We start from the raw sequence: 25,755 nt of genomic DNA, 5'->3' as shown, positions 1-25,755 counted from the left end.
TCCTGTCAGCACTCACGCTCGCGGGTGATGCTGTTGATGTAGTTGCCGCAAGCGCTCCGTTGCGACATGAGTATAAATCTGCGTTGTCGAGAGGTCGCTATGCCCCAGTAGCATCTGCACCACGCGCAGATCAGCGCCATGGTTGAGCAGATGTGTGGCAAACGCATGCCGCAGAACGTGCGGGGACAGCTTTTCGCTGTCGATTCCAGCCAACACAGCATAGTGTTTGATACGATGCCAGAAGGTTTGACGAGTCATCTGTTGCGCCCGCTGGCTGGGAAACAGCACATCTATTGATACACCGTTGAGCAACCACGGACGCCCATGCTCCAGGTACGTTTCCAGCCAGTACACCGCCTCCTCACCTAACGGGACAAGGCGCTCTTTATTACCTTTACCGATCACCCGAACCACGCCCTGACGCAGGCTGACGTCACTCATCGTCAGCCCCACCAGTTCAGACACGCGCAGGCCTGTGGCATACAATACTTCCAGCATGGCTTTGTCGCGAAGTTCCAGCGGTTGTTCTATCAGCGGCGCCTGCAGAAGTCGTTCGACCTGTGCTTCGCTGAGATCTTTGGGCAGACGCTGCGGAAGTTTAGGTGATGCAAGCGAGGCGCTGGGGTCATCTTCGCGATATTTTTCACGGTACAGATGCTGAAAAAAACGCCGCATTGCACTGAGCAAGCGTGCGGAACTGGTGGCTTTATATCCCCCATCCATCCGCTCAGCCAACAATGCTTGCAGGTCATCACTCTGCGCGGTCGCAAGCGAGGCGCCGCGGTGATGTAGCCATTCAACAAGCATGGTCAGATCGCGACGATACGCACTTAGCGTGTTTTCCGCCAGATTTCGTTCCAGCCACAGGGCATCAAGAAACTGCTCGATGCGCGCCAGATCCTGTTCCACTCGCGCCCCTTATTTCACTCTCATTTTTGATGCATTATGCCTCATTGTGCCGAGAATGCGGCGATTCTGTTACACTACCCGCAACGCTACAGCAGAATTGAGATGTTTACGTCATGAACATGGGTCTTTTTTACGGTTCCAGCACCTGCTATACCGAAATGGCAGCAGAAAAAATCCGCGATATCCTGGGTCCCGAACTGGTGACACTGCACAACCTCAAAGATGATTCCCCGACCTTAATGGAGCAGTATGACGTGCTCATTTTGGGTATCCCGACCTGGGATTTCGGTGAAATCCAAGAGGACTGGGAAGCGGTCTGGGAGCAACTGGACGACCTCAACCTGGAAGGCAAAATTGTTGCGCTTTACGGTATGGGCGATCAGTTGGGATACGGTGAATGGTTCCTGGATGCGCTGGGTATGCTGCACGATAAACTGGTCACCAAAGGCGTAAAATTTGTTGGTTACTGGCCAACCGAAGGGTATGAATTTACCAGCGATAAGCCCGTCATTGCCGATGGACAGCTGTTTGTTGGCCTGGCGCTGGATGAAACAAACCAGTACGATCTCAGCGATGAACGCATTCAGGCCTGGTGCGAGCAAATCCTTGGTGAAATGGCCGAACACTGGTCCTGATAACCATTTTGCCGGATGTAGGCGTAAACGCCATATCCGGCCTACATGCCGCACCGAACCGTAGACCTTAACGCTGCACGCCATCAGGCATTCATCAGCATTATCCCTGCCTCGCCTGTTGCAGTATTAACCGCCGCAAATCCCGCCACTCCGCGTCATCCATACTGTCTGCCGCCAGCCACAAATGCTGACGTTTTCCTGCATCGGAACGTAAACGCAGCATCATGCCTGTTTTGACCATCCAGGGTGCGCTAGCAATAGTCCACTCTTGCCCTTGCCAGCGCAGACGACCGTCCATCAACAGCCGAATCTCGCCCTGACAGGCATTGATTCGGCGCTGGCTACGGACGCTATCGAACACCACCAGAGAGAGCAGAACCAGCCATAATGGGGTGTAGCTCAATGGCCAGGGCATCAATAAAATAAATACCGCGACCAGCCCATGAATGAGCAACGAAAGCCATTGCGCGCGCCATGAAACGCGTAAATCAGATTGCCACTGGACCACGTTCCCGATTCCGTGTCTGGATAAGTCGCACCATCTGCTCTAGCTGAGCATCAGCCGGTTTCCCATGATTCATCAACCAGTTAAATAAGTCTGGATCATCACATTCTAGCAGACGGATAAAGATACGTTTTTCTTCATCACTTAAGCTGTCATATTCATGTTCGAAAAACGGCATGATCGAGATGTCCAGCTCACGCATACCGCGACGGCATGCCCAATGAATACGTGCTTTGTTGTTAATATCCATGTTCTTCTTCCTGTCTCGCGAAAACGAAGTATCCCGCTATTGTAACGTGTTTTTCCCTCATATTTACGGGAATATCAGCAAACGGAAGCGTGCTCGCTAAATAAAACCACATTAAGTCAAAGGATTCAGCATTTTTGGATGTCTCCTCGCAAAGCTTAATATATGGCACAAATAGCCTGTTTAAACCGCTTGCAATGGGCCATAGCTCTTTTACCATTAGTCATTATCACTGCGTTAAGCAAATCAGGACATTAATTATGGCTTTTATATCTTTTCCTCCTCGCCAGCCTTTCGCGTCAACGCGCTTGCCTCTGACGCTAATGACGCTCGATGAATGGGCGCTCGCCACCATCACCGGTGTCGACAGTGAGAAGTATATTCAGGGTCAGGTCACAGCGGATGTCAGCCAGATGACCGAGCATCAGCACGTGTTGGCAGCACATTGTGACGCCAAAGGTAAAATGTGGAGCAACCTGCGTCTGTTCCGCCAGGGTGACGGTTTTGCATGGATTGAGCGCCGTAGTCTGCGCGATGCGCAGCTCACCGAACTGAAAAAATATGCGGTCTTCTCGAAAGTGGCGATTGCCCCGGACGACGAGCGCGTACTGCTGGGCGTCGCGGGATTCCAGGCGCGCGCAGCGCTGGCCAATATCTTTAGCGAATTACCAAACAGCGATAAGCAGGTCATTACTGAAGGTTCTTCCACCATATTGTGGTTCGAACATCCCGCTGAGCGTTTCCTGCTGCTCGTTGATATTGCAACGGCGGAAACCCTGGTAGAGAAGCTGCGCGGTGAAGCGGAGTTAAATAACAGCCAACAGTGGCTGGCGCTGGATATCGAAGCAGGTATTCCGGTGATTGATACTGCCAACAGCGCACAGTTTATTCCGCAAGCCACCAATCTGCAGGCTCTGGGCGGGATCAGCTTTAAAAAAGGCTGCTATACCGGTCAGGAAATGGTTGCTCGCGCAAAATTCCGCGGAGCCAACAAACGTGCCATGTGGACGCTGGCAGGTGCGGCCAGTCGGGTACCGGCGGCAGGTGAAGACCTGGAGCTGAAAATGGGTGAGAACTGGCGTCGTACCGGCACCGTACTCGCCGCAGTGCAACTGGCGGATGGACAGGTACTGGTGCAGGTTGTGATGAATAACGACATGGAAGCCGACAGCGTGTTCCGCGTTCGTGACGACGCGAAAACGCTGCATATCGTACCGCTGCCGTATTCGCTGGAAGAGTAAATCGCCCGGTGGTGGCTTTATCTTACCGGGTCGCGCGTTTTAAAGACCCGGTAAGCACAGCACTGCTGGGTAATGATAATTACGCCTGCCCCACGTACAGATAGATCGCCAGGAAATGGCAAACGCTGCCACCCAGCACAAAGCCGTGCCAGATCGCATGGTTGTATGGAATGCGCTTACAGACGTAGAAAATAACGCCCAGCGAATACACCACACCACCAACTGCCAGCAACGTCACACCACCCACCGCCAGCTTAACCGCCAGTTGATACACCACAATCAGCGATAGCCAGCCCATCGCCAGGTAGGTTACCAGCGACAGGACCTTAAACCGGTGCGCAATGGTCAGTTTGAATAAAATACCGAGCAGCGCCAGGCTCCAGATAACAATCATCAGTCCACGTGCCAGCGGCGAATCCAGCCCCACCAGCAGAAATGGCGTGTAGGTCCCGGCAATCAGCAGATAAATCGCGCAGTGGTCGAACTTTTTCAGCCAGACTTTCGCTCTTTGATGGGGGATCGCGTGATATAAAGTTGAGGCGAGGAACAGCAGGATCATGCTGCCGCCATACAGGCTATAGCTGGTTATCGCCATGGCGCTGGCGTTGGTATCCACTGCCTGAACCAGCAACAATACCAGTCCGACAATCCCAAACACCAGCCCGATACCGTGACTGATGCTATTGGCTATTTCCTCTGCCAGCGAATATCCCTGCGCAATTAATGGCTTCTGAACCATATTTTACTCCCGAGAAACGAACACTATCGTGATTGCTCCTCTAGCGTAACTGAGAATGGTTCCAGTGAACACCTGTTAGCTAAAATATTTGCCAACTAAATAATAATCAATAAAAATCATGACATTATATTTTAATATTCAGCTAACAGGCGTACCGTTAAAATCAAAGACATTTAAAATCAATCACATAAAATTGTGTTTGATCCGGGTAAATCTCGGCAATCACGTGTTTAAGTTCTTCTAGCGTCATATTTTCCTGGCGAGCATGTTTCTCCGTCAGCGTATCCAGCGTGACGGTTGAGGTGCCAACAACCTCAATCGTGCAGAAGTACCCCTCATCTTCGAAGCGCCCAACCCGTAGAATGTCACCGGCTTTGAAGTGTGATTCGGACTCGTCACGAATCGTAATGGTTTTGCGTCCGGCCAGAATGTCATCCTGGAAACGCTGAAAAAAAGTGATGTCATTTGGCTGCATGTTATTATTCCCTGTAGATGAAGTCTGATGAGTGAGTTTTGCCATTGTGAGTATGTTCTCCCACGCTGCCATCGCCAGTCTCAACAATCTTGAGATGCTGGTCTACAACTATGTCATCAAAAACCGTGACAAAGTCATGTACATGACCATTCGCGAACTGGCGGATGCCGTGGGCGTTTCCACCACCACCGTACTGCGCTTTTGCCGCAAGCTTAAGTGTGAAGGTTACTCAGAATTTCGCGTACGCTTCAAATTATATTTAGAGCAGAATGAACCGCAACAGGCTAATTTCGGTGCCAGCGAAATTATCAGCTTCTTTAAAGGCGTCAATAACGACGAGTTCGACAATTTACTCGATCAGGCTGTTGATATTATATTATCTTCCGAGCGTATTATATTCGTCGGGGCGGGAACATCCGGAGCTCTGGCAAAATATGGCGCTCGTTTTTTCTCAAACGTCGGAAAATTTAGTAACCACATCGATGACCCTTATTTCCCGGTAACTAATGATATGGCCAGAAACGCGCTGGCGATCGTGCTTTCCGTTTCTGGAGAAACCGAAGAGATCCTACGCTTTGCCAGCCAGTTCAGTCTGCATAACTGTAAGGTTCTGTCGGTCACCAGCCATGAACATTCGCGCCTCGCGAAACTTGCCGACTTTAATCTCTCCTGGCACGTTCCACAGACACGCATTGCCGGGGTATACGATATAACTACGCAGATCCCCGTTATTTATATTCTGGAATCACTCGGTCGCAAGCTGGCGAAAAGAATAGCGTAAAAAAACAATATGTTTTTTTGATGTAACAAATCACATTAACGCTATTTTGTTATATCGTGACATTTATCTTTCCTTTGTTAGACTCAAAATCAGATTGTATTAATTTGAGACTGAGCGCAGATGAAAAAACTTACCTTACCAAACGATTTTTTATGGGGCGGCGCGGTTGCGGCGCATCAGGTTGAAGGCGGCTGGAATAAAGGTGGCAAAGGACCCAGCATTTGCGACGTACTGACCGGGGGGGCACACGGCGTTCCGCGAGAAATTACTCAAGACGTCGTGCCAGGTAAGTACTACCCCAACCACGAAGCCGTCGATTTTTACGGTCATTACAAAGAAGACATTAAGCTGTTTGCCGAGATGGGCTTCAAATGCTTCCGTACGTCAATTGCCTGGACCCGTATCTTCCCTAAAGGGGACGAAACCCAGCCAAACGAAGAAGGGCTAAAATTCTACGACGACATGTTTGATGAACTGCTGAAGTACAATATCGAACCGGTCATCACCCTTTCCCACTTCGAAATGCCGCTACACCTGGTTCAACAGTACGGTAGCTGGACCAATCGTAAAGTCGTCGATTTCTTTGTCCGTTTTGCTGAAGTGGTCTTTGAGCGCTACAAGCACAAGGTCAAATACTGGATGACCTTCAACGAGATTAACAACCAGCGTAACTGGCGTGCACCGCTGTTTGGCTATTGCTGCTCCGGCGTGGTGTATACCGAGCATGAAAACCCGGAAGAGACTATGTACCAGGTGCTGCACCACCAGTTCGTGGCCAGCGCTCTGGCGGTGAAAGCCGCACGTCGCATCAACCCTGAAATGAAAGTCGGCTGCATGCTGGCAATGGTCCCGCTATACCCGTACTCCTGTAAGCCTGAAGATGTGATGTTCGCGCAGGAATCGATGCGTGAACGCTATGTATTCACCGACGTTCAACTGCGCGGCTACTATCCATCTTATGTACTGAACGAGTGGGAGCGCCGCGAATTCAATATTCGAATGGAAGCTGGCGATGAACAAATCCTGCGTGAAGGTACCTGCGACTATCTCGGATTTAGCTACTACATGACCAACGCGGTAAAAGCGGAAGGTGGTAGCGGCGATGCAATTTCCGGTTTTGAGGGCAGCGTGCCGAACCCGCACGTCAAAGCATCCGACTGGGGCTGGCAGATTGATCCGGTCGGCCTGCGTTACGCCTTATGCGAACTGTACGAGCGTTATCAGAAGCCATTGTTTATCGTTGAAAACGGATTTGGCGCTTACGACAAAGTTGAAGAAGACGGCAGCATCCACGACGACTACCGCATCGACTATCTGCGCGCCCACGTCGAAGAGATGATGAAAGCGGTAACGTATGACGGCGTAGATCTGATGGGCTACACGCCGTGGGGCTGCATCGACTGCGTCTCGTTCACCACCGGCCAGTACAGCAAACGCTACGGTTTTATCTACGTGAACAAACACGACGACGGCACCGGCGATATGTCGCGCTCGCGTAAGAAAAGTTTTGAGTGGTATAAAGCGGTGATTGCCAGCAACGGCGAGAATCTGTAATTTTTTGCCGGATGGCGCTGCGCTTATCCGGTTTACGGGAACTGAACCTGTAGACCAGAGCAGACATTTACGCCGCCATCCGGCAAGCAACTCATTACTTCCCGCCGGCCAGCTCCAAAAAACTGCCCGTGACGTAAGACGCCTTCTCACTCAGCAGCCAGGTTATCGCCTGCGCGACCTCTTCCGGCTGTCCGCCGCGCTGCATAGGCAACATGGATTTCACGCGATCCACCCTTCCCGGCTCGCCGCCTGACGCATGCATTTCCGTGTAGATAAGACCGGGTCTCACGCAGTTCACGCGTATCCCCTGCGCCGCAACCTCCAACGCGAGGCCGGTGGTAAGCGTGTCCACCGCACCTTTTGAGGCTGCATAATCAACGTATTCGAACGGGGCGCCAAGCCGTGACGCCGCCGAAGAGACATTCACAATCGCCCCGCCCTGACCGCCGTGCTTAAACGACATACGCTTTACCGCTTCCCGACAACACAGAAAATAGCCGGTAACATTAGTCGCCAGGACGCGATTAATACGCTCAGCGGTTAGGCTTTCCACCGTGCTCTGTTCAAACAAAATCCCGGCATTGTTCACCAGAGCAGTCAGCGGCTCGCCCTCGCGGTCAATGGACTCAAACATCGCCCCGACCTGGCTTTCATCGCTGATATCTGCCCGCAGAGCAAACGCCTTTCCTCCCGCAGCGGCGATATTGTTCACCACCTCCGTTGCCGCACGAATATTGTGATGAAAGTTAACGGCGACCGTGTAACCCTCTAGCGCTAACTGCAGCGCGGTTGCCCGGCCAATACCGCGACTGCCCCCCGTAACCAGTGCTATAGCCATCACTATTCTCCCCAAAAATAAAGGCGCCGAAGCGCCTTTAAAAGATAGCTGAATCAGTCGATTACTGATAATCACTCAGCGGCACGCAGGAGCAGAACAGGTTACGGTCACCGTAAACGTCATCAAGGCGTTTCACGGTCGGCCAGTATTTGTTCGCTACGCCCGCCGGGAAGACGGCGATTTCGCGGCTGTAACCGTGATTCCACTCCGCGACCAGCTCATTTTGCGTGTGCGGGGAGTTAACCAGCGGGTTATCTGTAAGCGACCATTCACCGGCTTTCACGCGATCGATCTCTGCGCGGATTGCCAGCATCGCATTGATAAAGCGATCCAGTTCCACTTTGCTTTCCGATTCAGTCGGTTCCACCATCAGCGTACCCGCTACCGGGAACGACATGGTCGGCGCATGGAAACCGTAATCGATCAGACGCTTGGCAATATCCAGTTCGCTGATGCCGGTCTCTTCTTTCAGTGGGCGAATGTCGAGAATACATTCATGTGCCACGCGACCATCGCGACCGGTATACAGCACCGGATAGGCATCTTTCAGACGGCTGGCAATGTAGTTAGCGTTCAGGATCGCCACCTGGCTTGCCTGCTTCAGACCTTCTGCGCCCATCATACGGATGTACATCCAGCTGATCGGCAGAATGGATGCGCTACCGAACGGTGCCGCAGAAACCGCGCCCTGACGGGTGAGCATCCCTTCAATCTGTACTACGCTATGACCCGGCACGAACGGCGCCAGATGCGATTTAACACCGATTGGTCCCATACCTGGGCCACCGCCGCCGTGCGGAATGCAGAATGTTTTATGCAGGTTAAGGTGTGAGACATCAGCACCGATAAAGCCCGGTGTGGTGATCCCAACCTGAGCATTCATGTTCGCGCCATCAAGATAAACCTGTCCTCCAAACTGGTGCACAACGTCGCACACTTCACGGATCGTTTCTTCATACACGCCATGAGTAGAGGGATAGGTCACCATGATGCAGGAGAGGTTTTCACCCGCCTGCGCCGCTTTTTCACGCAGATCGCCAAGATCGATGTTGCCGTTTTTATCACAGGCGACAACCACTACCTGCATACCCGCCATCTGTGCGGAGGCCGGGTTGGTACCGTGGGCAGAGGCCGGGATTAGACAGATATCGCGATGGCCTTCGTTACGGCTTTCGTGATAATGGCGAATCGCCAGCAGACCCGCATACTCGCCCTGCGCGCCGGAGTTCGGCTGCATGCAGACTGCGTCATAACCGGTCAGTTTTACCAGCCATTCGGAAAGCTGGCCGATCATCTGGTGATAACCTTCTGCCTGCTCTGGCGGGCAGAACGGATGCAGTTCAGCGAATTCCGGCCAAGTGATAGGGATCATCTCGGCGGCAGCGTTCAGCTTCATGGTGCAAGATCCCAGCGGGATCATTGCCTGGTTCAGGGCCAGATCTTTGCGCTCCAGCGAGTGCATATAACGCATCATCTCGGTTTCGCTGTGATAGCGATTAAACACCGGATGGCTGAGGATCGCATCGTCACGCAGCATACTGTCCTGAATGGAACGGCTGTCGAGCGCCACGTCTTTGTCCAGCGTTTCGATGTTCAGACCGTGGCTGTCTCCCAGCAGAACATTGAACAACTGCACCACGTTTTCACGGGTGGTGGTTTCATCGAGCGTAATACCTACCGCGTTATGGATATCGCTACGCAGGTTGATTTCTGCCGCTTCAGCACGCGCCAGTACCGCAGCCTTATCGGCCACTTCAACACACAAAGTGTCAAAGTAGTGCGCATGACGCAGCTTCAATCCTTTTTGTTGCAGACCGGCTGCCAGAATATCGGTCAAACGATGGATGCGATTAGCGATGCGTTTCAGGCCAACCGGGCCATGATAAACGGCATACAGGCTGGCGATGTTGGCCAGCAGAACCTGCGAGGTACAAATGTTGGAGTTCGCTTTCTCGCGGCGGATATGCTGTTCGCGAGTCTGCATCGCCATGCGCAGGGCGGTATTACCCGCTGCATCTTTGGAGACGCCGATAATACGGCCTGGCATGGAGCGTTTGAATTCGTCTTTAGCGGCAAAGAATGCCGCGTGCGGGCCGCCGTAGCCCATCGGTACGCCGAAGCGTTGCGCAGAGCCGAAAACGATATCCGCGCCCTGTTTGCCCGGTGCAGTCAGCAGTACCAGCGCCATAAAGTCGGCAGCGACGCTGACCACTATTTTACGGGATTTCAGCTCAGCCATCAGGGCGCTGTAGTCGTGCACTTCACCGGTGGTGCCAACCTGCTGCAACAGCACGCCGAACACATCCTGATGATCCAATGCTTTTGCCGCGTCATCAACAATGACGTCAAAACCAAAAGTTTGCGCACGAGTACGCACTACGTCCAGCGTTTGCGGATGAACATCAGCCGCCACAAAGAAACGGTTGGCGTTTTTCAGTTTGCTGACGCGTTTGGCCATCGCCATGGCTTCAGCTGCAGCAGTAGCTTCATCCAGCAGAGAAGCGGAAGCCATGTCCAGGCCGGTCAGGTCCAGCGTCACCTGCTGGAAGTTCAGCAATGCTTCCAGACGGCCCTGGGAGACTTCCGGTTGATACGGGGTGTAGGCGGTGTACCAACCCGGGTTTTCCAGCATGTTACGCAGGATAACCGGTGGCAGCTGCACGGCGGTGTAGCCCATGCCAATGTAGGACGTGAAGCGCTTGTTACGCCCGGCGATGGCTTTTAATTCAGCCAGCGCAGCGTATTCGGTCGCCGCCTCGCCCACCTGTGGCGGGGTTGCGAGCTGAATGTCTTTCGGCACAATCTGGCCGATCAGCGCGTTTAACGACTCGGCGCCAACCGCATTCAGCATCTCTTGCTGCTGCGCGGCGTCCGGTCCGATGTGGCGTTCAATGAAAGCGCCGCTATTTTCAAGCTGGCTTAACGTCTGTGTCATGGGCGATGGTTCCTGAAACGTGCAGTGAATCGTAGGTGTCTCTACTTACCTGAATACGCAAAAAATTCGCGTTGCAGGAAGGCGGCGACGCAGCACATCCCCAGGAGCTTACATCAGTAAGTAACTGAGGTGTGCAAGAAAGCCAACACACCTGCAACGTGAAGAATGAAGCGTATTTATTCGTCTTCTAACAAAGCTTCATATGCAGTCGCATCCAGCAGCGATTCAATTTCGCTTTCATCGCTGGCTTTGATTTTGAAGATCCAGCCCCCTGCATACGGCTCGCTGTTGACCAGTTCCGGGGAGTCGCTGAGCGCGTCGTTAACCGCAACAATCTCACCGCCTACTGGCGCATAAATATCGGATGCCGCTTTTACGGATTCCGCAACGGCGCAGTCATCGCCCGCGCTGACGGTTGCGCCAACTTCGGGCAGGTCAACGAAAACCATGTCACCTAACAGCTCCTGAGCATGTTCGGTGATCCCAACGGTGTAAGAGCCGTCAGCTTCTTTGCGCAGCCATTCGTGTTCTTTGCTGTATTTCAGTTCTGCAGGTACGTTGCTCATCAATCAATCTCCAAAAAAGGATGAATTACGCGACGGCTTTGCCGTTACGCACAAAAACAGGTTTAGTCACTTTTACCGGCATTTCGCGGTTACGGATCTGTACGATCGCGTTCTCACCAATACCCGCAGGGACACGCGCCAGCGCGATGCTGTAACCCAGGGTTGGGGAGAATGTCCCGCTGGTGATAATGCCTTCCTGCTGATTGCCGGAAGCATCGGTGAAACGCACCGGCAGTTCATTACGCAGTACGCCTTTCTCGGTCATCACCAGTCCAACCAACTGTTCGTGGCCTTTTTCACGCTGCATTTCCAGCGCTTCCCGACCGATAAAGTCGCGGTCAGTCGGTTCCCACGCGATGGTCCAGCCCATGTTGGCCGCCAGCGGAGAAATGGCTTCGTCCATCTCCTGACCGTACAGGTTCATGCCGGCCTCCAGACGCAGCGTGTCGCGCGCGCCAAGACCGCAAGGTTTGACACCTGCTTGTACCAGCGCACGCCAGAAGTCTGCCGCCTTTTCACTCGGCATGGCAATTTCATAGCCTGCTTCGCCGGTATAACCGGTGGTTGCGATAAACAAATCACCCGCCTGAACGCCGAAGAACGGCTTCATGCCTTCTACCGCCTGGCGCTGCTCGTCAGTAAACAATGTGGCTGCTTTTTCCTGCGCGTTTGGGCCCTGCACCGCAATCAGCGACAGATCATCTCGAACGGTGATGTCGATGGCGTAAGGTTCAGCGTGTTGGGTAATCCAGGAGAGGTCTTTTTCGCGGGTGGCGGAGTTTACAACGAGGCGGAAGAAATCTTCAGTGAAGTAGTAGACAATCAGGTCATCTATCACGCCGCCCGAAGCGTTGAGCATACCGGAGTAGAGGGCTTTACCCGTCTTCGTTAGCTTCGCGACGTCGTTTGCCAGCAGATAACGCAAGAACTCCCGGGTGCGGCTACCGCGCAGGTCGACGATGGTCATATGTGACACATCAAACATTCCGGCATCGGTGCGAACAGCATGGTGTTCATCAAGCTGAGAACCGTAATGCAGTGGCATCATCCAGCCATGGAAATCTACCATGCGCGCGCCACATAGCGTGTGTTGTTCGTACAAAGGAGTCTGTTGAGCCATCTTTTCCTCGTTGAATAAGCGGGGCTACCAACTCTTTCGCGGTGAAATTTTCGCCACGAAACCCAGCACCGCAGCCGCTCCAGGGGCCACGACGCAAACGTTCTCTTTGTCCTGAACTTACCACCGAAACAGACGCTAAACCATAAGGCAAAATTAACCATCACATTAGCTTATGGCCAAAAACAGCAAAATCACCGGCAGAACAAAACCCCACCCATACGGCAAATAATCAGAATAAAAAATAAATACAAGCTGGAATTAACAGCACCAACCAACATTAAATGTGGAAAAATTGTCAAAAATGGCGTTATGAAAAAAACGTAATATTAAAAAAACTAATGCGAAAAAAGGCGTGGAATTAGATTATTTCAAATGAGAGAAGCACCCCGGCGCGCAGGCCGGGAGTGGAAAGTGTGACGGGTCTCAAACTCTTAAGATTGTCCTTACGGACGCTAGCGTAACCACTCAGGAAGATCGTTCAGTCCCATCGCCTGGCGGATGAGCTGTGGTTTTACGCCTGGCAGGGTATCGGCCAGTTTCAGACCAATATCACGCAGCAGTTTTTTCGCCGGATTCTCGCCAGCAAACAGTTCACGAAAGCCCTGCATACCGGCCAGCATCATCGCTGCGCTGTGCTTACGGCTGCGCTCGTAGCGGCGCAAATAGAGATACTGACCAATATCTTTGCCCTGACGCTGGAGCCGCTTCAGCTCATCGATCAGCTCCGCCGCATCCATAAAGCCAAGGTTAACCCCCTGACCCGCCAGCGGGTGGATGGTATGCGCCGCATCCCCCACCAGCGCCAGACGATGAGCAGCGAATTGACGGGCATAGCGTCCCGTTAGCGGAAACGCCTGACGCTCGCTTTCAAGGCTGCACAGCCCCAGGCGATTATCAAAAGCGATATTCAGCGCCTGATTAAACTCGTCAACGCTTGTCTGCTGCATGCGTTCTGCTTCCTGCGGCGAGAGCGACCAGACGATAGAGCACAGGTGCGGGTCACTGAGCGGCAGGAACGCCAGGATCCCCTCACCGTGAAACGCCTGCCGCGCAACCGCGCCGTGAGCTTCCTGCGTGCGGATAGTCGCCACCAGCGCATGATGACGGTAATCCCAGAAAGTGAGCGGAATATCCGCTTTGTTGCGCATCCAAGAGTTAGCGCCATCGGCGCCGACCACCAGGCGAGCTGTCAGCATTGCGCCATCTTTCAGGGACAGAAATGCCTCATTCTCACCCCAGGCTACCTGCTGTAACTCAGCGGGTGCCATCAGCGTAATGTCCGCTGAACGCTGCGCTTTTTGCCAGAGTGCGTAATGGATCTCTGAGTTTTCAACGATGTGGCCTAAATGGCTGTAGCCCATGCTCTGGTCATCAAACGCAATACGCCCAAAGCTGTCTTTGTCCCAGACTTCCATGCCGTGGTAGCAACAAGCGCGACGGGCAACAATGTCGGACCAGACGCCCAGTCGGCTAAGCAGTTTTTCACTGGCGGCATTAATGGCCGATACGCGAAGCTGAGGAGGTGCATCCGCCGCCAAAGGCTGCGGAACATGTTGTTCTAACACTGCAACGCGCAACCCGCTGCCCTGCAAGCCGCAGGCAACCGCCAGTCCCACCATGCCGCCACCAACAATTGCTACATCAACACTTTGCACTGTTTGCTCCTGAAAATAGGACAATCAAAACCGTAGGCCGGATAAGGCAAAGCCGCCATCCGGCATTACTTCCGCGACATTGCCTGATGGCGCTGCGCTAATCAGGCCTGCTTTTTTAATTCGGCCTACAGGTTATATCTATCGCGCAACCCAACCGAGGGTCCGCTCCGCCAGCGCATCGCGCGCAGGCGTGAATAATTCCATCGCCATCAGCCCGACATTACGCCCAACGACCAGCGGGGCCCAGCGATTGGCAAACAAATACACCAAATTGTTGGTCACACCAATCGTCGTTTCGCGATCGCGTTCGCGGCGCTGCTGATAGCGTGCCAGCACCGCATAATCACCGACATCTTCCGCGCAGTTTTGCGCCTGCGTCAACGTCTCAGCCAGGCTCATCACGTCGCGCAGACCAAGGTTGAAACCTTGTCCGGCAATGGGATGCAGCGTCTGTGCTGCGTTCCCCACCAGCACAGTACGATGGGTAATGGCTTTTTGCGCCGAGGTTAATGAAAGCGGATAGGCGTTGCGTTTACCGGCCTGGGTAATACGCCCCAACCGCCAGCCAAACGCAGTTTGCAGTTCGCGGCAAAATTGTTCGTCGGACCAGGCCATAATCTCATCACGCCGCTCCAGCGGATGGCACCATACCAGCGAGCAGCGACCATCAGACATCGGTAGCATTGCCAGCGGACCATATTGCGTGAAACGTTCGAACGCTCGCCCGTCATGCGCAACGGAGGTCGTGACGTTGGCAATCACCGCCAGTTGTTCATAGGGTTGTTGCTGCCAGTCAACGCCGCAGGCGGTAGCCAGCGCGGAGCGCGTGCCATCGGCGGCCACCAACAGGCGACCATTAATCATCTCACCATTTTCCAGCGTAACCTCAACGCGTTCCTGCGTGCGTGACACGCTGGCTACACGGTCGGGGCAGTGCAGCGTGATGCCCGGCGCTTTACGCAGCAGCGCAAACAAACGCAGCCCGACATCGTGCAGTTCTACCACCTGGCCCAGCGCAGGAATACGGTATTCCTGCGCATCCAGCGTCACAAATCCGGCATGGCCGCGATCGCTGACGTGAACCGTTTTGATCGCCGTTGCGCAATCGGCAATCGCCTGCCATACGCCAATTCGCGCCAGCTGTTGGCAGGTCCCTGCCGCCAGCGCGATCGCCCGGGCGTCAAACCCTGGATGGCGGTCAGTTTCAGGTTCGCTCGCTTCTATCAGGTGAACAGGCAGAGTCCCGTGGCTGAGCTGAGAAATGGCCAGCGCCAGCGTCGCACCGACCATACCACCACCAACGATAATCACGCTCATTGCAGTCGCGCCGCAGCCATTAAGGCTTCAATGTCATCCGCTTTCTTCACCACGCTGGCGGTCAGGTTCTCATTGCCGTCCTCGGTGATGAGGATGTCATCTTCAATACGAATGCCGATACCACGATAAGCAGGCGGCACATCGGCGTCCGGTGCGATATACAGCCCCGGTTCGACGGTGAGCACCATTCCTGGCTCGAGAATACGTGAGCGGTCCTGACCATAAACGCCAACGTCGTGCACATCCAGTCCCAGCCAATGGCTAAGACCATGCATAAAGAATGGGCGATGCGCATTTTCGGTAATCAGTTGGTCGATCTCGCCGTGCAAAATGCCAAGCCTCACCAGACCCGTAATCATGATGCGCACCACTTCGCCGGTGACTTCCTGGATGGACGTCCCCGGGCGATACAGGCGCAGACTGGTCTCTAATGACTCCAGTACGATGTCGTAGATTTCACGCTGAGCAGGGGAAAATTTGCCGTTTACCGGGAAGGTACGCGTAATGTCGCCCGCATAACCTTTGTATTCACACCCGGCGTCAATTAACACCAGATCGCCATCGCGCATTTCACTTTCATTTTCGGTGTAATGGAGAATACAGCCGTTTTCGCCGCTGCCGACAATCGTGTTATAGGATGGGTAACGCGCGCCATGGCGAGTAAACTCGTGGTGAATCTCCCCTTCCAACTGGTATTCAAACATTCCCGGACGGCATTTTTCCATCGCGCGGGTATGCGCCAGCGCACTGATCTCTCCAGCACGGCGCATGACCGCAATTTCTTCTGCTGATTTGAACAAGCGCATTTCATGGACCATTGGACGCCAGTCGATGATCGCGGCGGGTGCGTGCAGATTTTGTCTGGAGCCTTTACGCAGTTTATCCAACGCCGTGCACACAATCTCGTCTGCCCAGGCATATTCGCCCTGCGCGTGGTACACCGCGTCCAGGCCATTGAGCAACAGGTGCAGTTGTTGGTTGATTTCACTGAAGGCCAGCGCCCGGTCAACGCCGAGTTTTGCCGGTGCGGCATCCTGGCCCAGACGACGGCCAAACCAGATCTCCGCCGTCAGATCGCGAACCCGATTAAACAAAACGCTGTGGTTATGAGTGTCATCACTTTTAATCAGCACCAGCACGGCTTCCGGTTCGTTAAAACCGGTGAAGTACCAGAAATCACTGCTTTGACGGTACGGGTATTCACTGTCCGCGCTGCGCGTCGCTTCAGGCGCGGCAAAAATCAGCGCGGCGCTGCCGGGCTGCATTTGTGCCAGTAAAGCCTGGCGACGACGCTGGAATTCTTGCTGAGATATCTCGCTCATCACACTCTCCTTTGCGTTTCGTTCTTAGTGCAGAGTCGGTTTACGGACTTCCGGCGCGGTCGGCTGCTGACGCGTAAACGTGTCATGACACAGCAAGGCGGCTACGCGCACGTATTCGATAATCTCTTCGAGCGACATTTCCAGCTCTTCCTGATCTTCGTCTTCGTCATATCCCAACTGAGCGATATTGCGCAGGTCGTCAATCGCTTCGCCGGTTTCACCGGTCACTTTGTCGAGCTTTGGCTGCGTAACGCCAAGGCCCAGCAAAAAGTGGTTTACCCATCCCGCCAGCGCATCGGCACGATCAAACACGCTAACGTCGTCGCCTTCAGGCAGATAAAGCTGAAAAAGGAAGCCGTCGTCCTCGAGGGCATCGCTGGTGGCAGAGTGCATTTTCATCAGTGCCTGAGCCAGCTCGTGACCGAAGGCCAAACCTTCGTTCGTCAGGTCGTGCAGCAGCGGCTGCCATGAGCTGTCGTTGTTGCCGCCGCAAATCATCCCGCTGATCAAGCCGTGCATTTCGGCCGGGGTTAATCCAGCCCCTTGTTGGTTCAAAAACTGGCTAACGTCGTTGTAGCCAGGCATTTCGTTCTGTATAGACATAAGCATTCGTCATCAAAGGGAGGAATATTCATGGTATGCTACCACTTTGGGCCCTGGTGGACCAGAAAAGGGCTTGTATCTTGATACCAGGGTAGCTATAGTGTCGCCCCTTCGCGGACCCAAGGTCTGGAGACGAAGGCAGCGCAGTCAATCAGCAGGAAGGTGGCATGTCTGCACAACCCGTCGATATCCAAATATTTGGCCGTTCACTGCGAGTGAATTGCCCGCCTGAACAAAGGGATGCGTTGAATCAGGCTGCGGACGATCTCAATCAGCGATTGCAAGATCTGAAAGTTCGCACTAGAGTCACAAATACTGAGCAGTTGGTTTTCATCGCCGCGTTGAACATCAGCTATGAATTAACTCAGGAAAAAGCGAAGACGCGTGAGTACGCGGCGAGCATGGAACAACGTATTCGGATGCTACAACAGACCATCGAACAGGCGTTGCTTGATCAGGGTCGCATAACCGAAAAAACGGGCCAAAACTTTGAATAACACTTTTCGGTTTACTGTGGTAGAGTGACCGTGAAGACAAAATTTCTCTGAGATGTTTGCAAGCGGGCCAGTCCCCTGAGCCGATATTTCATACCACAAGAATGTGGCGCTCCATGGTTGGTGAGCATGCTCGGCCCGTCCGAGAAGCCTTAAAACTGTGACGACGCATTCACCTTGAACCAAGGGTTCAAGGGTTACAGCCTGCGGCGGCATCTCGGAGATTCCCTTCTACCTGGCAACAGCCATGACACTACTTTCTGAACTCCCTTTATCCCGGCAAGAAATTCGTCAACTGATTCGACAGCGTCGTCGCGCGCTGACCTCTGAACAGCAACGACAATACGGTCAGCAAGCCGCGACCCGAATGCTCAGTTTTCCCCCTGTTGTACTCGCGCATACTGTGGCGGTATTTCTCTCGTTCGATGGCGAACTCGATACCCAGCCGCTGATAGATCAACTGTGGCGAGCGGGCAAGCGCGTTTACCTTCCGGTTCTTCATCCCTTCAGTCCCGGTAATTTACTGTTCCTGCACTATCATCCGCGCAGCGACCTGGTGACCAATCGCTTAAAGATCATGGAACCACGGCTTGATGTACGCGACGTATTGCCGCTGTCAAAGCTGGACGTACTGATTACGCCGTTAGTGGCATTTGATGAGGACGGGCAGCGCCTGGGCATGGGCGGTGGATTTTACGACCGCACGCTACAAAACTGGCAGCAGCATAAGATCCAACCCGTGGGCTACGCGCATGACTGCCAGTTGGTAGAAAAATTGCCGGTTGAAGAGTGGGATATCCCGCTGCCAGCGGTGGTGACGCCGTCCAAAATCTGGGAGTGGTAGCCGTTTTTTGCCGATTGACAGCGCCGTTTTTTTGACCTAAATTCCTCGGTGAAGGGTGAGGGAGGCGAACCTCCCTCCTGCGTACTCTCTGTTAATATGCTGGCCAAGCGATGATTAACAGGATCAGCAGCATGATGACGTATCTCATCATCGTCCCTTTCCTTTTTAGAGCCCCTGCTTCGGTAGGGGCTTTCCCGTTTCAGCGCTATGCTGCGCCCCTATCGTAAATTCCTTTTATTGCTGTACAACACGCAACGCTGCCTTTAGTTGCCAACTGCGGCAAAGCTCGAAAACAGAATGTATGCGTTACAGAAAGAGATTTTGAGGCAGGGAAATCAGAGGAAAGATGGGCAGGTCAACCGCCTGCCCATGTAGAGGAAATCAGTACAGCAGACGAGCGCGAATGGTTCCCGGAAGGGCTTTCATCGCCAGCAGCGCTTTCTCCGCCACATCTTCATCCGCTTCAATATCGATAACCACATAACCTACCTGCGCGGAAGTTTGCAGATACTGCGCGGCAATGTTGACGCCCTGCTCGGCAAAAATCTGGTTCAGTGCCGTCAGTACGCCCGGACGGTTTTCGTGAATGTGCATCAGACGACGACCACCGTGCAGCGGCAGCGAAACTTCCGGGAAGTTTACCGCAGACAGCGTAGACCCGTTGTCGGAATACTTGGTCAGTTTCCCAGCTACTTCCAGACCGATGTTTTCCTGCGCTTCCAGCGTTGAACCACCAATGTGCGGCGTCAGGATCACGTTATCGAAATCACACAGCGGCGAAGTGAAAGGATCGCTGTTAGTTGCTGGCTCGGTTGGGAATACGTCGATTGCAGCCCCCGCCAGATGTTTAGTCGCTAACGCGTCGCACAACGCAGGAATATCAACAACCGTACCGCGTGCGGCGTTAATCAGCAGCGCACCCGGTTTCATCAGCGAAATCTCACGCGCGCCCATCAGGTTTTTGGTGGAGGCATTTTCCGGCACGTGCAGACTCACCACGTCGCTCATATTGAGCAGGTCGGAAAGATGCTGTACCTGCGTGGCATTGCCAAGCGGGAGTTTATTTTCAATATCATAGAAAAAGACATGCATCCCGAGCGATTCCGCCAGAATGCCCAACTGAGTACCAATGTGGCCGTAGCCGATGATCCCCAGTTTTTTACCACGCGCTTCAAAAGAGCCGGTAGCCAGTTTATTCCACACGCCGCGGTGCGCTTTGGCGTTCGCTTCGGGTACGCCACGTAGCAGTAGCAGCAGTTCGCCAATCACCAGCTCAGCAACGGAACGTGTGTTAGAGAATGGTGCGTTAAATACAGGGATCCCGCGCTTTGCCGCTGCACTTAGATCAACCTGGTTGGTGCCAATGCAGAAGCAGCCAATCGCGACCAGTTTCTCTGCGGCGTCAATCACATCTTCAGTCAGATGGGTACGGGATCGCAGGCCAATGAAGTGGGCATCACGGATGGACTCTTTCAGTTGTTCAGTGTCCAGAGCACCTTTGTGAAACTCGATGTTGGTATAACCTGCTGCACGAAGGCTTTCGAGTGCTTTTTGGTGCACGCCTTCAACCAGCAGAAATTTAATCTTATCTTTCTCCAGTGATACCTTTGCCATTTCCCCGACCCTGTCTTTTTTGTTCAAACTGATGTGTTGTGTGTGGGATTTTCATCCGTCTCTTCAACATATCAAAAAATAATATTGCGGCAATATGAACGTTTGCGTCGCCGTGCTGAAGAAATGTCATTCAACGGGAAATGTCAGAGGAAAATACTGGCGATAACTTTTTCTTTGGAGAGATCGGCAGGACAATATTATAAACGTGACACAAGTCACCAAATTTGCCCTGCCAAAATTTTTTTAACGGGAGAAGACGCTCCCGTCAGATCATTTTACGATAGTTTTCACGCCGTCAGGCGTACCGATCAGCGCGACATCCGCACCACGGTTGGCAAACAGGCCGACGGTTACCACACCTGGAATCGCATTGATGGCATTCTCCAGCGCGATGGCGTCGAGGATCTCCAGACCGTGCACATCGAGGATCACGTTGCCGTTGTCCGTCACGACGCCCTGACGATATTCAGGACGACCGCCTAGCTTCACCAACTGGCGAGCCACAGCGCTGCGCGCCATTGGGATCACTTCGACCGGCAGCGGGAAGTTACCGAGAATATCGACTTCTTTAGACGCATCCGCGATGCAGATAAATTTCTTCGCCACGGAAGCAATGATTTTTTCACGGGTCAACGCTGCGCCGCCGCCCTTGATCATCTGCATGTGACCGTTGATTTCATCCGCGCCGTCAACGTATACGCCGAGGCTGTCCACTTCGTTAAGATCGAACACGTGGATGCCAAGGCTTTTGAGTTTTTCAGTCGATGCGTCCGAACTGGATACCGCACCTTCAATCTGACCTTTCATTGTGCCCAGCGCATCAATAAAGTGTGCGGCTGTTGAACCTGTACCTACGCCCACAATGGTGCCGGGCTGTACATACTGAAGTGCCGCCCATCCTACTGCTTTTTTCAGTTCATCCTGCGTCATGATCGTTTCGCCTGTGGTGTGAATATGGTGGGAAAATTCACGCGCATTATAGAACATTGTGCAGAAAAATGTCCCCACACCCGCTCGCAAGCGGCGGATTTCGTCTTTACCCAATCAAAAATTGTGTCATAGTGCAGAACAAGCAAAAATTTCAGGAGTGCGTCAAAGCAATGAAACGTCCGGACTACAGAACACTACAAGCACTGGATGCGGTTATTCGTGAACGAGGATTTGAGCGCGCGGCGCAAAAGCTGTGCATCACGCAATCCGCGGTTTCACAGCGCATAAAACAGCTTGAGAATATGTTCGGACAACCGCTGCTGGTGCGTACCGTACCGCCGCGCCCAACGGAACAGGGACAGAAACTACTGGCGCTTCTGCGCCAGGTTGAACTGCTGGAAGACGAGTGGCTGGGCGATGAACAAACCGGCTCGACGCCGCTTCTGCTTTCGCTGGCGGTGAACGCCGACAGTCTGGCGACCTGGTTACTTCCGGCGCTGGCCCCGGTACTGGCTAATTCACCGATTCGACTGAACCTGCAGGTTGAAGATGAAACCCGAACCCAGGAACGTCTGCGTCGTGGTGAAGTAGTCGGTGCGGTGAGTATTCAACATCAGGCGCTGCCAAGCTGTCTGGTGGATAAACTGGGCGCGCTGGACTACCTGTTTGTTGGCTCTAAACCTTTCGCCGAGCGTTATTTCCCAAACGGCGTCACCCGTTCCGCCCTGCTGAAAGCCCCGGCGGTCGCGTTTGACCATCTTGATGATATGCACCAGGCGTTCTTGCAACAAAACTTCGACCTGCCGCCGGGCAGCGTACCGTGCCATATCGTTAACTCGTCTGAAGCCTTCGTCCAGTTAGCCCGTCAGGGAACAACCTGCTGCATGATCCCACACTTACAGATTGAGAAAGAGCTGGAAAGCGGTGAGCTTATCGACTTAACGCCAGGCCTGTTCCAGCGTCGAATGCTGTACTGGCACCGCTTTGCACCAGAAAGCCGCATGATGCGCAACGTCACCGACGCGCTGCTGGCCTATGGCCACAACGTACTGCGTCAGGATTAATTCCTCGAACAGAGGCCGGATAGCGGCGTCACGCCTTATCCGGCCTGCAAGCCTTTCCCCTCTTTTCATGCTATTCCCGCCACGTCTTTGAAATACATCACAAAATAAAACACGCCACGCGGCAAAAAAAGACGTCCTGTTGGCTATTTTTTGCTGGCGACAAGCCAAATGAAAAAGCACACCGTATTCGCAAAGATTCAACTTATTGCGTAATACGGAGCAAAAAATGGCTAATGTGCAGGACTGGCAAACACTCGCCAATAAAGAACTCAGTCGACGGGAAAAAACCGTTGAGTCGCTGGAAAGACAAACGGCGGAAGGGATTACCATCAAGCCGCTGTACACCGAAGCGGATCTCGATAATCTGGAAGTCACGGGCACCCTGCCCGGTCTGCCGCCTTACGTGCGGGGCCCGCGTGCCACTATGTACACCGCGCAGCCGTGGACGATTCGCCAATACGCCGGTTTCTCTACCGCCAAAGAGTCCAACGCCTTTTACCGCCGTAACCTCGCCGCTGGGCAAAAAGGGCTTTCCGTCGCCTTTGACCTTGCCACTCATCGTGGCTATGACTCAGACAACCCGCGCGTAGCGGGCGACGTCGGCAAAGCCGGCGTGGCGATCGATACCGTCGAAGATATGAAGGTGCTGTTCGACCAGATCCCGCTGGATAAGATGTCGGTATCGATGACCATGAACGGCGCGGTGCTGCCGGTACTGGCGTTTTATATCGTCGCGGCGCAGGAGCAAGGCGTGACGCCGGAACAGCTCACCGGGACCATTCAGAACGATATTCTGAAAGAGTACTTGTGCCGCAACACCTACATTTATCCGCCAAAACCCTCCATGCGCATTATCGCCGACATCATCGCCTGGTGCTCAGGCAACATGCCGCGCTTTAACACCATCAGCATCAGCGGCTATCACATGGGTGAAGCCGGGGCAAACTGCGTACAGCAGGTGGCGTTTACGCTGGCAGACGGTATTGAATACATCAAGGCCGCGCTTTCCGCCGGACTGAAAATTGATGACTTCGCCCCGCGCCTGTCATTCTTCTTCGGCATCGGCATGGATCTGTTTATGAACGTCGCCATGCTGCGCGCTGCACGGTATCTGTGGAGCGAAGCGGTCAGCAGTTTTGGCGCGACCAACCCGAAATCTCTCGCTCTGCGTACCCACTGCCAGACCTCAGGCTGGAGCCTGACCGAGCAGGACCCGTACAACAACGTGGTACGAACCACCATTGAGGCGCTCGGCGCTACGCTTGGCGGCACTCAGTCTCTGCATACCAACGCTTTTGATGAAGCGCTCGGTCTGCCCACCGATTTCTCAGCCCGTATTGCGCGTAATACGCAGATCATCATTCAGGAAGAATCAGAGATCTGCCGCACCGTCGATCCGCTGGCCGGATCGTATTACGTCGAATCACTCACCGATCAAATCGTGAAGCAGGCGCGCACGATCATCAAGCAGATTGATGAGGCAGGCGGCATGGCGAAGGCGATTGAAGCCGGGCTTCCTAAACGGATGATCGAAGAAGCGTCCGCGCGCGAACAGTCGCTGATCGACCAGGGTAAGCGCGTTATCGTCGGGGTGAACAAATACAAGCTGGATAAAGAAGACGACACGTCGGTGCTGGAGATCGACAACGTGAAGGTGCGCAACGAGCAGATTGCCTCACTGCAGCATATCCGCGCCACCCGCGACAATGATGCGGTTAAAGCCGCGCTATCCGCGCTGACCCACGCCGCGCAACAGAATGAAAATCTGCTGGCAGCCGCCGTCAACGCCGCCCGCGTTCGCGCCACGCTCGGCGAAATATCCGATGCGCTCGAGGCCGCCTTTGACCGTTATCTGGTTCCCAGCCAGTGTGTTACTGGGGTGATTGCGCAAAGCTATCACCAGTCCGACAAATCCGCCGATGAGTTCGATGCCATTGTTGCGCAAACCGAACAATTCCTCGCAGAAAATGGCCGCCGCCCGCGTATTCTGATCGCCAAGATGGGTCAGGACGGCCACGATCGCGGCGCAAAAGTGATCGCCAGCGCCTACTCCGATCTCGGCTTCGATGTCGATCTCAGCCCGATGTTCTCCACACCGGAGGAAATTGCCCGTCTGGCGGTAGAAAACGATGTGCATGTCGTTGGCGCATCATCGCTGGCAGCTGGTCATAAGACATTGATCCCGGAGCTGGTCACCGCGCTCAAAGGCTGGGGACGCGAAGACATTTGCGTCGTCGCCGGCGGGGTTATTCCGCCACAGGATTACGCTTTTCTACACGAACATGGCGTGGCAGCCATTTATGGCCCAGGCACGCCGATGCTCGACAGCGTCCGCGATGTGTTAACCCGTATCAGTCAGCATCATGATTAACGCCACCACGCTTGAGGATACCGTCCGCCGCTTGCGACTCGGTGAACGGGCTACGCTCGCCCAGGCGATGACGCTGGTCGAAAGCAATCACCCGCGCCACCAGCCGCTGAGTACGCAATTGCTGGACGCGATTATGCCGTTCACCGGTAACGCCCTGCGTCTGGGGATCACCGGCACGCCAGGCGCGGGTAAAAGCACCTTTCTGGAAGCATTCGGCATGCTGTTGATTCGCCGCGGGTTACGGGTAGCGGTGATCGCCGTCGATCCCAGCAGCCCGGTTAGCGGCGGCAGCATTCTTGGTGATAAAACCCGCATGACGGAACTGGCTCGCGCAGAATCTGCGTTTATACGTCCGGTTCCTTCCAGCGGTCATTTAGGCGGCGCCAGCCAGCGCGCCCGCGAATTAATGCTGCTGTGCGAGGCGGCGGGCTTCAACGTGGTGATTGTGGAAACCGTCGGCGTTGGACAGTCAGAAACCGAAGTCGCAGGCATGGTGGATTGCTTTCTCTCACTGCAAATCGCCGGCGGTGGCGACGATTTGCAGGGCATCAAAAAAGGCCTGATGGAGATGGCGGATCTGGTCGTCATCAACAAGGACGACGGTGATAACCGTACCAGCGTTGCCATCGCCCGCCATATGTACGAATCCGCCCTGCATATTCTGCGCCGCAAATATGACGAGTGGCAGCCGCAGGTTCTGACCTGCAGCGCCCTGGAAAAACGCGGCATTGAGGAGGTTTGGCAGGCGATAACCGACTTTAAAACGTGCCTTACCGCCAGCGGTCGACTGGAAAAAGTCCGCCAGCAGCAGGCGGTGGAATGGCTACACAAGCAGGCTGAAGAAGAAGCCCTGCATCTGCTGTTTGCACGGGCTGATTTCGACCAGTATTTCCAGCAGACGCTGCTGGCCGTCAAAAACAATGATCTTTCGCCGCGCACCGGCCTGCGGCACATCAGCGAATTTATCCAGCATCATTACTTTCAATAAAGAGAACA

The 25,755-nt window shown here is 53.9% G+C and carries 24 protein-coding genes and 1 other RNA gene; 10 read left to right on the top strand and 15 right to left on the bottom strand.

The genetic code is table 11. The features are described 5' to 3' along the window. Positions 1 to 12 precede the first annotated feature (12 nt). Positions 13 to 909: a site-specific tyrosine recombinase XerD gene (gene xerD / locus HV237_RS04540; protein WP_016154346.1), complete on the bottom strand. Its 897-nt coding sequence runs from the start codon at positions 907 to 909 to the stop codon at positions 13 to 15. A gap of 113 nt (positions 910 to 1,022) precedes the next feature. On the opposite strand from xerD, the gene fldB reads away from it, so the two are divergent. Then, positions 1,023 to 1,544, top strand: coding sequence for a flavodoxin FldB (gene fldB / locus HV237_RS04535; RefSeq protein WP_016154347.1), 522 nt, complete (start codon positions 1,023 to 1,025; stop codon positions 1,542 to 1,544). Positions 1,545 to 1,644: 100 nt separating this feature from the next. Here the strand turns inward: fldB and HV237_RS04530 are convergent, their stop codons facing one another. Both HV237_RS04530 and sdhE read right to left on the bottom strand, forming a co-directional pair. Continuing rightward, entirely contained in the window at positions 1,645 to 2,052 is a 408-nt protein-coding gene (locus HV237_RS04530) for a protein YgfX (protein WP_047357821.1), read from the bottom strand. Then, positions 2,033 to 2,299 (bottom strand): FAD assembly factor SdhE, encoded by a 267-nt coding sequence (gene sdhE, locus HV237_RS04525; RefSeq protein ID WP_016154349.1) that lies wholly within the window; start codon positions 2,297 to 2,299, stop codon positions 2,033 to 2,035. Before sdhE ends, HV237_RS04530 begins: the two co-directional genes overlap by 20 nt. A 257-nt stretch (positions 2,300 to 2,556) precedes the next feature. On the opposite strand from sdhE, the gene ygfZ reads away from it, so the two are divergent. Next, positions 2,557 to 3,537 carry a tRNA-modifying protein YgfZ gene (gene ygfZ / locus HV237_RS04520; RefSeq protein ID WP_047357823.1) on the top strand — a complete coding sequence of 327 codons (981 nt, stop codon included), beginning with the start codon at positions 2,557 to 2,559 and terminating at the stop codon, positions 3,535 to 3,537. A 79-nt stretch (positions 3,538 to 3,616) separates the two neighbouring features. On the opposite strand, the gene HV237_RS04515 is transcribed toward ygfZ, so the two are convergent. Continuing rightward, positions 3,617 to 4,276: a hemolysin III family protein gene (locus HV237_RS04515; protein WP_016154351.1), complete on the bottom strand. Its 660-nt coding sequence runs from the start codon at positions 4,274 to 4,276 to the stop codon at positions 3,617 to 3,619. Between the two features lie 163 nt (positions 4,277 to 4,439). Then, positions 4,440 to 4,751 (bottom strand): N(4)-acetylcytidine aminohydrolase, encoded by a 312-nt coding sequence (gene yqfB / locus HV237_RS04510; RefSeq protein ID WP_016154352.1) that lies wholly within the window; start codon positions 4,749 to 4,751, stop codon positions 4,440 to 4,442. Between the two features lie 52 nt (positions 4,752 to 4,803). Here yqfB and HV237_RS04505 point away from each other — a divergent pair, with 52 nt between their 5' ends. Together HV237_RS04505 and bglA are read left to right on the top strand one after the other, a co-directional pair. Continuing rightward, entirely contained in the window at positions 4,804 to 5,532 is a 729-nt protein-coding gene (locus HV237_RS04505; protein ID WP_008785744.1) for a MurR/RpiR family transcriptional regulator, read from the top strand. A 120-nt stretch (positions 5,533 to 5,652) separates the two neighbouring features. Beyond that, positions 5,653 to 7,086, top strand: coding sequence for a 6-phospho-beta-glucosidase BglA (gene bglA / locus HV237_RS04500; protein WP_016154353.1), 1,434 nt, complete (start codon positions 5,653 to 5,655; stop codon positions 7,084 to 7,086). Positions 7,087 to 7,180: 94 nt separating this feature from the next. Here bglA and HV237_RS04495 read toward each other — a convergent pair whose 3' ends face one another. The 8 genes from HV237_RS04495 to HV237_RS04460 all read right to left on the bottom strand — a co-directional run bounded on the left by HV237_RS04495 (position 7,181) and on the right by HV237_RS04460 (position 17,442). Further along, entirely contained in the window at positions 7,181 to 7,924 is a 744-nt protein-coding gene (locus tag HV237_RS04495) for an SDR family oxidoreductase (protein WP_016154354.1), read from the bottom strand. Positions 7,925 to 7,985: 61 nt separating this feature from the next. Then, positions 7,986 to 10,859, bottom strand: coding sequence for an aminomethyl-transferring glycine dehydrogenase (gene gcvP, locus HV237_RS04490; protein ID WP_019077632.1), 2,874 nt, complete (start codon positions 10,857 to 10,859; stop codon positions 7,986 to 7,988). A gap of 176 nt (positions 10,860 to 11,035) precedes the next feature. Then, positions 11,036 to 11,425, bottom strand: coding sequence for a glycine cleavage system protein GcvH (gene gcvH, locus HV237_RS04485; protein ID WP_003026965.1), 390 nt, complete (start codon positions 11,423 to 11,425; stop codon positions 11,036 to 11,038). A 25-nt stretch (positions 11,426 to 11,450) separates the two neighbouring features. Then, complete coding sequence (gene gcvT, locus HV237_RS04480; RefSeq protein ID WP_016154356.1) at positions 11,451 to 12,545, bottom strand: glycine cleavage system aminomethyltransferase GcvT; 1,095 nt, start codon at positions 12,543 to 12,545, stop codon at positions 11,451 to 11,453. Positions 12,546 to 12,997: 452 nt separating this feature from the next. Further along, entirely contained in the window at positions 12,998 to 14,200 is a 1,203-nt protein-coding gene (gene ubiI, locus HV237_RS04475; RefSeq protein ID WP_047357824.1) for an FAD-dependent 2-octaprenylphenol hydroxylase, read from the bottom strand. 138 nt (positions 14,201 to 14,338) lie between these two features. After that, a complete protein-coding gene (ubiH, locus tag HV237_RS04470) occupies positions 14,339 to 15,517 on the bottom strand; it encodes a 2-octaprenyl-6-methoxyphenyl hydroxylase (protein WP_047357825.1) in 1,179 nt (392 codons plus the stop codon). Next, on the bottom strand, positions 15,514 to 16,839 hold the full coding sequence (gene pepP / locus HV237_RS04465; RefSeq protein WP_047357826.1) for a Xaa-Pro aminopeptidase: 1,326 nt from the start codon (positions 16,837 to 16,839) through the stop codon (positions 15,514 to 15,516). The genes ubiH and pepP overlap by 4 nt, the downstream gene beginning before the upstream one ends. Before the next feature lie 24 nt (positions 16,840 to 16,863). Continuing rightward, the gene (locus tag HV237_RS04460; RefSeq protein WP_016157420.1) at positions 16,864 to 17,442 is read right to left on the bottom strand and encodes a YecA family protein; all 579 of its coding nucleotides are present in this window, start codon (positions 17,440 to 17,442) and stop codon (positions 16,864 to 16,866) included. Between the two features lie 167 nt (positions 17,443 to 17,609). Here HV237_RS04460 and zapA point away from each other — a divergent pair, with 167 nt between their 5' ends. The 3 genes from zapA (at position 17,610) to HV237_RS04445 (ending at position 18,780) form a co-directional block, all read left to right on the top strand. After that, complete coding sequence (gene zapA, locus HV237_RS04455; RefSeq protein ID WP_003026980.1) at positions 17,610 to 17,939, top strand: cell division protein ZapA; 330 nt, start codon at positions 17,610 to 17,612, stop codon at positions 17,937 to 17,939. Positions 17,940 to 17,980: 41 nt separating this feature from the next. Beyond that, positions 17,981 to 18,164, top strand: a non-coding RNA gene (ssrS, locus tag HV237_RS04450) — 6S RNA. 19 nt (positions 18,165 to 18,183) lie between these two features. Next, on the top strand, positions 18,184 to 18,780 hold the full coding sequence (locus tag HV237_RS04445) for a 5-formyltetrahydrofolate cyclo-ligase (protein ID WP_047357827.1): 597 nt from the start codon (positions 18,184 to 18,186) through the stop codon (positions 18,778 to 18,780). Between the two features lie 381 nt (positions 18,781 to 19,161). On the opposite strand, the gene serA is transcribed toward HV237_RS04445, so the two are convergent. Beyond that, the gene (gene serA / locus HV237_RS04440; RefSeq protein WP_016154363.1) at positions 19,162 to 20,394 is read right to left on the bottom strand and encodes a phosphoglycerate dehydrogenase; all 1,233 of its coding nucleotides are present in this window, start codon (positions 20,392 to 20,394) and stop codon (positions 19,162 to 19,164) included. A 270-nt stretch (positions 20,395 to 20,664) separates the two neighbouring features. Continuing rightward, positions 20,665 to 21,324, bottom strand: coding sequence for a ribose-5-phosphate isomerase RpiA (gene rpiA, locus HV237_RS04435; RefSeq protein WP_016154364.1), 660 nt, complete (start codon positions 21,322 to 21,324; stop codon positions 20,665 to 20,667). 170 nt (positions 21,325 to 21,494) lie between these two features. On the opposite strand from rpiA, the gene argP reads away from it, so the two are divergent. From argP to meaB, 3 genes are all read left to right on the top strand, one after another. Further along, positions 21,495 to 22,388 (top strand): DNA-binding transcriptional regulator ArgP, encoded by an 894-nt coding sequence (gene argP / locus HV237_RS04430; protein ID WP_003825477.1) that lies wholly within the window; start codon positions 21,495 to 21,497, stop codon positions 22,386 to 22,388. Positions 22,389 to 22,614: 226 nt separating this feature from the next. Continuing rightward, positions 22,615 to 24,759, top strand: a complete 2,145-nt coding sequence (gene scpA, locus HV237_RS04425; RefSeq protein WP_047357828.1) for a methylmalonyl-CoA mutase — start codon at positions 22,615 to 22,617, stop codon at positions 24,757 to 24,759. After that, positions 24,752 to 25,747, top strand: coding sequence for a methylmalonyl Co-A mutase-associated GTPase MeaB (gene meaB, locus HV237_RS04420; RefSeq protein ID WP_047357829.1), 996 nt, complete (start codon positions 24,752 to 24,754; stop codon positions 25,745 to 25,747). The genes scpA and meaB overlap by 8 nt, the downstream gene beginning before the upstream one ends. Positions 25,748 to 25,755: the final 8 nt, after the last annotated feature.

This window comes from Citrobacter sp. RHBSTW-00570 (assembly GCF_013739755.1).
Taxonomy (GTDB): Bacteria; Pseudomonadota; Gammaproteobacteria; order Enterobacterales; family Enterobacteriaceae; genus Citrobacter; species Citrobacter braakii.
This window is presented reverse-complemented; position numbering and strand designations above follow the sequence as displayed.

Coding starts and splice junctions, on each gene's coding strand:
- bglA (WP_016154353.1), top strand. CDS start 5,653: ATGAAAAAACTTACCTTACCAAACGATTTTTTATGGGGCGGCGCGGTT.
- fldB (WP_016154347.1), top strand. CDS start 1,023: ATGAACATGGGTCTTTTTTACGGTTCCAGCACCTGCTATACCGAAATG.
- meaB (WP_047357829.1), top strand. CDS start 24,752: ATGATTAACGCCACCACGCTTGAGGATACCGTCCGCCGCTTGCGACTC.
- pepP (WP_047357826.1), bottom strand. CDS start 16,839: ATGAGCGAGATATCTCAGCAAGAATTCCAGCGTCGTCGCCAGGCTTTA.
- scpA (WP_047357828.1), top strand. CDS start 22,615: ATGGCTAATGTGCAGGACTGGCAAACACTCGCCAATAAAGAACTCAGT.
- HV237_RS04460 (WP_016157420.1), bottom strand. CDS start 17,442: ATGTCTATACAGAACGAAATGCCTGGCTACAACGACGTTAGCCAGTTT.
- HV237_RS04495 (WP_016154354.1), bottom strand. CDS start 7,924: ATGGCTATAGCACTGGTTACGGGGGGCAGTCGCGGTATTGGCCGGGCA.
- HV237_RS04445 (WP_047357827.1), top strand. CDS start 18,184: ATGACACTACTTTCTGAACTCCCTTTATCCCGGCAAGAAATTCGTCAA.
- gcvP (WP_019077632.1), bottom strand. CDS start 10,859: ATGACACAGACGTTAAGCCAGCTTGAAAATAGCGGCGCTTTCATTGAA.
- gcvT (WP_016154356.1), bottom strand. CDS start 12,545: ATGGCTCAACAGACTCCTTTGTACGAACAACACACGCTATGTGGCGCG.
- HV237_RS04505 (WP_008785744.1), top strand. CDS start 4,804: ATGTTCTCCCACGCTGCCATCGCCAGTCTCAACAATCTTGAGATGCTG.
- ubiH (WP_047357825.1), bottom strand. CDS start 15,517: ATGAGCGTGATTATCGTTGGTGGTGGTATGGTCGGTGCGACGCTGGCG.
- yqfB (WP_016154352.1), bottom strand. CDS start 4,751: ATGCAGCCAAATGACATCACTTTTTTTCAGCGTTTCCAGGATGACATT.
- HV237_RS04515 (WP_016154351.1), bottom strand. CDS start 4,276: ATGGTTCAGAAGCCATTAATTGCGCAGGGATATTCGCTGGCAGAGGAA.
- sdhE (WP_016154349.1), bottom strand. CDS start 2,299: ATGGATATTAACAACAAAGCACGTATTCATTGGGCATGCCGTCGCGGT.
- gcvH (WP_003026965.1), bottom strand. CDS start 11,425: ATGAGCAACGTACCTGCAGAACTGAAATACAGCAAAGAACACGAATGG.
- zapA (WP_003026980.1), top strand. CDS start 17,610: ATGTCTGCACAACCCGTCGATATCCAAATATTTGGCCGTTCACTGCGA.
- argP (WP_003825477.1), top strand. CDS start 21,495: ATGAAACGTCCGGACTACAGAACACTACAAGCACTGGATGCGGTTATT.
- rpiA (WP_016154364.1), bottom strand. CDS start 21,324: ATGACGCAGGATGAACTGAAAAAAGCAGTAGGATGGGCGGCACTTCAG.
- ygfZ (WP_047357823.1), top strand. CDS start 2,557: ATGGCTTTTATATCTTTTCCTCCTCGCCAGCCTTTCGCGTCAACGCGC.
- serA (WP_016154363.1), bottom strand. CDS start 20,394: ATGGCAAAGGTATCACTGGAGAAAGATAAGATTAAATTTCTGCTGGTT.